The organism is Dietzia timorensis, from assembly GCF_020742175.1.
In the GTDB taxonomy this organism is placed as follows: Bacteria; Actinomycetota; Actinomycetes; order Mycobacteriales; family Mycobacteriaceae; genus Dietzia; species Dietzia timorensis_A.
The window spans coordinates 1-6,783 of sequence record NZ_DYXM01000123.1 but is presented as its reverse complement, the minus strand read 5'-3'; the positions used below and the strand labels follow the sequence as shown (position 1 = coordinate 6,783).

At 70.8% G+C, this 6,783-nt stretch carries 6 protein-coding genes; 4 read left to right on the top strand and 2 right to left on the bottom strand.

Annotated elements, in window-relative coordinates; translation table 11 throughout:
• Nucleotides 1-465: 465 nt before the first annotated feature.
• From menD to K8V11_RS06700, 3 genes are all read left to right on the top strand, one after another.
• Complete coding sequence (gene menD, locus K8V11_RS06710; RefSeq protein ID WP_303911938.1) at nucleotides 466-2,223, top strand: 2-succinyl-5-enolpyruvyl-6-hydroxy-3-cyclohexene-1-carboxylic-acid synthase; 1,758 nt, start codon at nucleotides 466-468, stop codon at nucleotides 2,221-2,223.
• Entirely contained in the window at nucleotides 2,223-2,789 is a 567-nt protein-coding gene (locus K8V11_RS06705; RefSeq protein ID WP_303911937.1) for a DUF3592 domain-containing protein, read from the top strand. Before menD ends, K8V11_RS06705 begins: the two co-directional genes overlap by 1 nt.
• A gap of 63 nt (nucleotides 2,790-2,852) precedes the next feature.
• On the top strand, nucleotides 2,853-4,142 hold the full coding sequence (locus K8V11_RS06700; protein ID WP_303911935.1) for a glycosyltransferase family 1 protein: 1,290 nt from the start codon (nucleotides 2,853-2,855) through the stop codon (nucleotides 4,140-4,142).
• 41 nt (nucleotides 4,143-4,183) lie between these two features.
• Here K8V11_RS06700 and K8V11_RS06695 read toward each other — a convergent pair whose 3' ends face one another.
• The gene (locus tag K8V11_RS06695; protein WP_303911934.1) at nucleotides 4,184-4,726 is read right to left on the bottom strand and encodes a DJ-1/PfpI family protein; all 543 of its coding nucleotides are present in this window, start codon (nucleotides 4,724-4,726) and stop codon (nucleotides 4,184-4,186) included.
• A gap of 173 nt (nucleotides 4,727-4,899) precedes the next feature.
• Between K8V11_RS06695 and K8V11_RS06690 the strand changes: the two genes are divergently transcribed.
• Nucleotides 4,900-5,607 (top strand): demethylmenaquinone methyltransferase, encoded by a 708-nt coding sequence (locus tag K8V11_RS06690; RefSeq protein WP_303911932.1) that lies wholly within the window; start codon nucleotides 4,900-4,902, stop codon nucleotides 5,605-5,607.
• 9 nt (nucleotides 5,608-5,616) lie between these two features.
• On the opposite strand, the gene K8V11_RS06685 is transcribed toward K8V11_RS06690, so the two are convergent.
• The coding region (locus K8V11_RS06685; protein WP_303911929.1) for a geranylgeranyl reductase family protein at nucleotides 5,617-6,783 on the bottom strand (1,167 nt) is incomplete at its 5' end.

Below are 6,783 nucleotides of genomic sequence, written 5' to 3'. Positions count from 1 at the left end.
GCGCCCGTGACCGCGTGGACGATGCCGGGCCCATCCGGACACACGAGGGTCACGACAAATTCCGACTGGCGGGGAGTGCTCATGGGCACTAATCTTAACGGTCGCCGTTATCGGCGTCGGCCCGAGGACCGCTGCGCGGGTCGGGCGGAAGTTTTATGGCTCCGAGCGCGACCAAGGTATTTCGCGTGGAGGTGACACGCTGCGCGCTCGGAGCCATTCGCTGCCCGAGGTACGACCGACTCTTGCAGCCGGACGAGGGTTTGCGCCTCGGGGCAATTCTCGCGGGAGCACCGCGTTGCGCGGCGCACCTGTCCATCGAGGGGACACCTACGACATTGCTGCGGGCGCGTAAATCGTTACGCTGATTAACTGTCAACATCGAAAGAGATTTCATAATCCCAGGTGGGCGCGCGAATCTCTGTCTCGATGTCCGGCTTCGGCGAAGCCCGATTAGGCTTGTGAGCGATGAATTCCGCGAACCTCTCCACAGCCCAGTCGCGCATCGTCGTCGACGAACTCCTGCGTCACGGGGTGCGCGATGTCGTGCTGTGCCCCGGTTCGCGCAGCGCGGGCGTCGCGTTCGCGCTGGCCGCGGCCGCGGCGGAGGAGAAGGTGCGTCTGCACGTGCGTATCGACGAGCGCAGCGCCGGCTACCTCGCGCTCGGGCTCTCCCTCGACTCGGACCTGCCGGTGCCGGTCGTCGTCACCAGCGGCACGGCGGTGGCGAACCTGCACCCGGCGATCATCGAGGCCCACGAGTCGTGCGTGCAGGTCATCGCGGTCACCGCGAACCGCCCGCCGTCACTGTGGGGCAGCGGCGCGAACCAGACCATCGAGCAGCACCGTGCCTTCGGCCAGCACGCGCCGACCGCACACATGCCGCTCGCCCGCGATCTCGCCGAGGCGCCGCGCTGGCGCTCGCTAGTCGGCCGTGCCATGCACCTGTCGCAGGACCCGGCACCCGGACCCGTACAGCTCGACCTGCCCTTCGTCGAGCCGCTCGTGCCGGACGAGGGCGACGAGGACGACACCGCCGCGTTCCTCGGATCCGGAGCGGATTCTGCCTCGAATCCCAACCCATGGATCACCCGCTTGATGACGCCGGACGCCGCGACCCCCACGACCTCCGCGCGCCCGGGGTGTGGCCGGGCGGCCCCTGCCGCCCACTTCGCGGGCCTCGACTTCGGGCCCGAGACCCGCACGCTCGTCATCGCCGGATCCGATGCCGGCGAGCTCGGTCCCCTCGCCTGGCTGCCGACGTTCGCCGAGCCCGGCGCTAGCGTGCCGCGGCACTCCGTGCACCCGCTCGCCGTGCCGGCGCTGGCGCCGGACCGCGTGATCGTCGTCGGCCGTCCCACTCTCCACCGCCCGGTGAACAAGCTGCTGTCCAGGGACGGAGTCGAGGTGTTCGCCGTCCGCGGCCGCTCGCATCTGTATTACAACCCCGCCGGGGCGGCGCAGACCCAGCTGCCGGCGCTGCCCGCCGCCGCGGCGCCGGATTCTGCCGACGCCGAATGGCAGGCCGGCGCGGAGTGGCTCGCCGAGGCGGCCGATGCGAATGCGAAGGCGAAGCAGGCGGTGGACGCCGAGTTGCGGAAATCCGCGGACGGGGAGGTGCCGCCGACGGGAATGGACGTGGCGTCCGCCGTCATGGCCGGTGTGAGCGAGGGGGACGCGCTGTTCGTCGGCGCCTCGAACCCCATCCGCGACGTCTCGCTGGTCGATGCACTGCCGGAGGGCGTGCGGGTCTTTTCGAATCGCGGGGCCTCCGGCATCGACGGCAACGTCTCGACCGCGACGGGGATCGCGCTGTCCCGCGGGCGCGGGGAAGATAAGAGCGAAGGCGCGGGCGGCCGGACCATCGCGCTCGTCGGCGACCTCACGTTCCTCTACGACATCGGCGCGCTGCTCATCGGGCCGGGGGAGCCGCGCCCCGCGGACCTCACCATCGTCGTCGCGAACGACTCCGGCGGCGGCATCTTCTCGCTCCTCGAACAGGGCGACGAGCGGTTCGCCACCCACTTCGAGCGCGTCTTCGGCACCCCGCACCACGCGGATCTCGCCGCGCTGTGCGCCGGCTATGGCATCGCGTACGCGACGCCGGGCATCGACGAACTGCCCGGGTTGCTCGTCGGCGGCACAAACGGTGGTGTGCGCGTGCTCGAGGTGCGCACCTCGCGCCGCGGTCTGCGCGAACGCCATCGCCGCATCGGGGGCTGGTGATGGCCGCCTCGGTCCGCCGGCGCCGCAAGCGCAGGCCGGCGCGCATCGTGCAGATCGTCGCCGCGACGCTCGGGATCTTCATCGTCGTCGGTGCCGGCCTGCTCGCGGCGTCGGTGGTGATCGACGACCTGCGCATCGACGCCGACCGCGCCACCGCGACCGCACTGGTCACAGACGTGTCGCCGCGCCGCGCGGCCATCTCGTTCAACACCGAGACCGGGCAACACGTGCGCCCGCCCGAAGGCGTCTTCTATCCGACGGGCCTGGCCGAGGGACAGCGCATCCAGGTCGATTATCGCCGCGCCAATCCGTCGCTGGTCCGAGTATCGGGGAGATCCTGGACAGTCGCCGCGTGGCCCATCGCCTCCGTCGTCATTCTCGGTGGTGGTCCGTGTCTGCTCGCGTACCTGGGGGCGGGGCGAGTGTTGCGGCGCTCCGGTTCCGACGAGGGTTCGCGGACGGGTTCACACGTCGAGAACCGCGACGCACACGTCGGCGCCCGCGACACCCGCGACGACACCCGCGGGACACGGGACGTTAACTCGGGTCGCCAAGATGTCACCTAAAAGTGGCCCACGCGTCGATCTCGACTCACCCGCAGTCCAGCTGACGGGGCGACGATAAGGGCTGTGCGTATCGCAATCGTTGCCGAGTCGTTCCTTCCCAACGTCAATGGGGTCACCAACTCCGTGCTGCGTGTACTCGAATACGCGCGGCAGCACGGGCACGAATGCCTCGTCATCGCGCCACGCGCCGAGGTCGGGCTGATCGAGGGCGCCACAACCGCCGTGCGGGCGAATCCGTATGTGCAGGCGCTCAGCCCCTTGTTGACGGCGGAGTCCGTGCATTACGGGGACCGCGACCATTACCTCGGCTATCCGATCCATCGGGTGACGGCCGTGCGGGTGCCCAAGATCTCCTCGCTCCCCGTGGCCGCGCCGAGTCCGAGCGTTTACGCCGCGCTCAAGATGTTCGATCCGGACGTGGTGCACCTCGCCTCGCCGTTCTCCCTCGGCGCCGCCGGCGCTGCGGCCGCGAAGGCGCTCGGCGTGCCGTGCATCGCCGTGTATCAGACCGATGTCGCCGGGTTCTCCGAGTCCTACGGCTTCTCGATTCTCTCCGAGGCGGCGTGGGCATGGATTCGTGCCGTGCACGCCTCCTGCGCGCGCACCCTCGCCCCATCGACCGCGGCGATGGAAGATCTCGCCACGCACAACATTCCGCGCCTGCACCGCTGGGGACGCGGGGTCGACGCGGTCGGATTCAATCCCTCCAAGCGTCAGGAGGAGCTGCACAAATTCTGGTCCCCCGAGGGGCGACCGGTCGTCGGTTTCGTTGGGCGGCTGGCGCCCGAGAAGCACGTCGAGCGGCTGCAGACGCTCGCGGACCGCTCGAGGCCCGGTGGAGATCTCCAGCTGGTGATTGTCGGCGACGGGCCGGAGCGGGCCGCGCTCGAGCGGTCGATGCCGCACGCGGTGTTCACCGGCGCGCTCGGCGGTGCCGAGCTCCACGCCGCGTACGCGTCGATGGACGTGTTCTGCCACGCCGGTGAGTTCGAGACCTTCTGCCAGGCCATCCAGGAGGCCCACGCCTCCGGCGTTCCCGTCGTCGGCCCGCGCGCCGGCGGCCCGCGCGACCTCGTGCAGGACGGGATCAACGGGTTCCTGCTGGAGCCCGGGGAGTACGCGGCGAAGGTCTCCGCGACGGTCGACGAGATCCTCTCCGACCTCGCGCGTTACCGCCTCGCGGCGCGGGACTCCGTCGCCGATCGGACGTGGGACTCGCTGTGCGAGCAGCTCATGGGGCACTACGAGGCCGTCGGCGCCCGCTCGCGGCGCACCGTCCGGCCGTGGGCGTTCGAGCCACTCGCCCCGCGCACCTGGATCTCACGCCGCCGCGCCCCGCTCGCGGCGCTGTAGAGCGCGGGCGGGGCGCGGGTAGGGCGGAGTTAGCCTCCGAGCTAGATCTTGTCGATCGCCTCGACGAACGCGTTGATGTCGTCCGGGGTGCGCGAGGTGATGAGCTTCCAGCCGCCCGTATCGCACTCGACGACGGGTTCGTCGTGCCACGAGGCGCCGGCGTTGACGACATCGGTGCGAATGTTGCCGACCGACGTCATATTCTTGTCCTTCGCGAGGCCCGCCTCGACCAGCACCCACGGGGCGTGGCAGATCGCGGCGATCGTCCGGCCCGCCTCCGCCTGGCCGGTGACGAGCCCGCGGACGCCCTCGTCGACGCGCGCGGCGTCGGCGTTGAGGGTGCCGCCCGGCAGCACGATCACGTCGAAGTCGGCGGCCGCCTCGCCGGTGACGTCGGCGACCTTCTTGTCCGTGGGGACGACGACGTCGCGGTCCTTGTCGTGGAGGAACGTCTGCACGTCTTCGCCCGACGGCGTCGCGACGACCACGTCGTGGCCGGCCTCGCGCAGCTTGTGCAGCGGCACCGTGATCTCGTCGCGCTCGGTGCCGAAGTCGGTGGAGAGGATGAGAATCTTCTTGGCCATGTGCGTTCTCCTTACGTTTTATGGCAGGGCGTCGTATGACGGCGGAGGGCCTAAATTGCCCTCGCGCCGGATGAATCCCCTGCTGGAGTCGACGGTACGCGGCCGGCGGCCAGGTATGCATGAGCCCAGGGCACGCGCGGACCCGGGGCCCGAGAAGCGGTAGGCTCGGGAGAGTGTCACGCGCAGATCTAGACAAGCAGCCCAAGGATGTCGCCTCGATGTTCGATGGCGTCGCTGCCCGCTACGACCTCACCAACACGGTGATGACGGCCGGGCTCGACAAGGCGTGGCGGGCCCGCACCCGCGCGGAGCTCTCGCCGCGGCCGGGGGAGCGGATCCTCGACATCGCCGCCGGCACGTCGGTATCCACCGAGGGGCTCGCCAAGTCCGGCGCGTTCTGCGTGGCCGCGGACTTCTCCCTCGGCATGCTCAAGAACGGCGCGAAGCGCTATGTGCCGAAGGTCGCCGCCGATGCGATGGCGCTGCCGTTCGCGGACAACTCCTTCGATGCGGTCACCATCTCCTTCGGCCTGCGCAACGTCGCCGACACCAAGGCGGGCCTCGCCGATATGGCGCGGGTGACCCGTCCCGGCGGCCGCCTCGTCGTCTGCGAGTTCTCGCAGCCGGTGTTCGGTCCGTTCCGCAAGGTCTACATCGAATACATCATGCGCGCGCTCCCGGCGATCGCGACGCGCGTGTCCTCGAACCCGGACGCCTACAGCTACCTCGCCGAGTCGATCCGCGAGTGGCCGGCGCAGGCCGAGCTCGCCGACATCATCGAGGACTCCGGGTGGACCGCATGCCGCGTCGTCAACCTCACCGGCGGGATGGTCGCGCTGCATATCGCCGAGAAGCCCTCGGCGCCGAAGAATCGCCCGTAGCCGCGCGCCTCAGGCGAACAGCGGCCGGCCCTGCACGCGGTCGATGAGCCGGTTCCCCTTGCCGAAACCGCGCCATAGCGCGGAGACGAGGTCGGCGTCGTCCTCGGTGACCACGTTGCCCATGCACCGCACCGCCGCCTTCATCAGCGCCGGAGAACCCATCCCGATCGGGCCGACCGCGGGCAGGAACTGCGGATAGGTGAGCAGCGCCGCGAGCCGCCGCGCCAGCGCGAACGACGGGCCGAACTCCTCGCGCAGCACATGCGGCCACACCTTCGTCAACGCCCCCGCACCCAGCGGATCGGCGGACTCGAGATGCTCGGCGACGACCCCGGCGAGGAGCCGGCCCGCCTCGAGCCCGTAGTCGATGCCCTCGCCGTTGAGCGGGTTGATGAGCCCCGCCGCATCACCGGTGAGCGCCCAGTTCGGCCCCGCCACCCCGGACACGGCCCCGCCCATCGGCAGGAACGCGCTGGCCACCTCGCGCGGCTCTCCGTGCAGGCCCCATTCCTCGCGTACCTTCGGCACGTACGCCGCGAGCAGCTCGCGAACGTTGACATTCGCCGGCCGATCCGACGTCGCGAGCGCGCCGACACCGAGGTTCACCGAACCGTCGCCGAGCGGGAACACCCAGCCGTAGCCGGGCTGGATGGCGCCGGCCGCATCGCGCAGCTCCAGGTCGGAGCCGATCCACGGGCGATCGTGTGCGTCCGCCGTCATATAGGACCGAGCGGCCACCGCGAAGGGGAGGTCCCGGTGCCAGCGGCGACCGAGCGCGCGACCGACCGAAGAGCGCGCCCCGTCCGCGCCGACGACGACGCGCGCCGCGATCTGCTGCTTCTCGCCGCCGGGCCCGGAGAGCGTCACCTCCGAGGGGGTCACCCCGCCTCTGACGTCGGACGTGCCCGTAATCCGGGCCGCCCAGCCCGCGTGGAGCCGTGCCCCGGAATCGGCCGCCTTCTCCGCGAGAGCGCGGTCGAGCTCGCGCCTCGGCACCGCCGAACCGCGCCGGCCGAACCGCCCGGCGGGCCAGGGAATCTCGTGCTCCGCGCCGAATCCGCGCAGCCGCAGCCCTTGGATCGAGATCCGCTCGCCGGCCCACTCGAAGAGCCCGAGGCGCCGCATCTCGGCCATCGCGCGCGGGGTGAGCCCGTCGCCGCACGTCTTGTCGCGGCC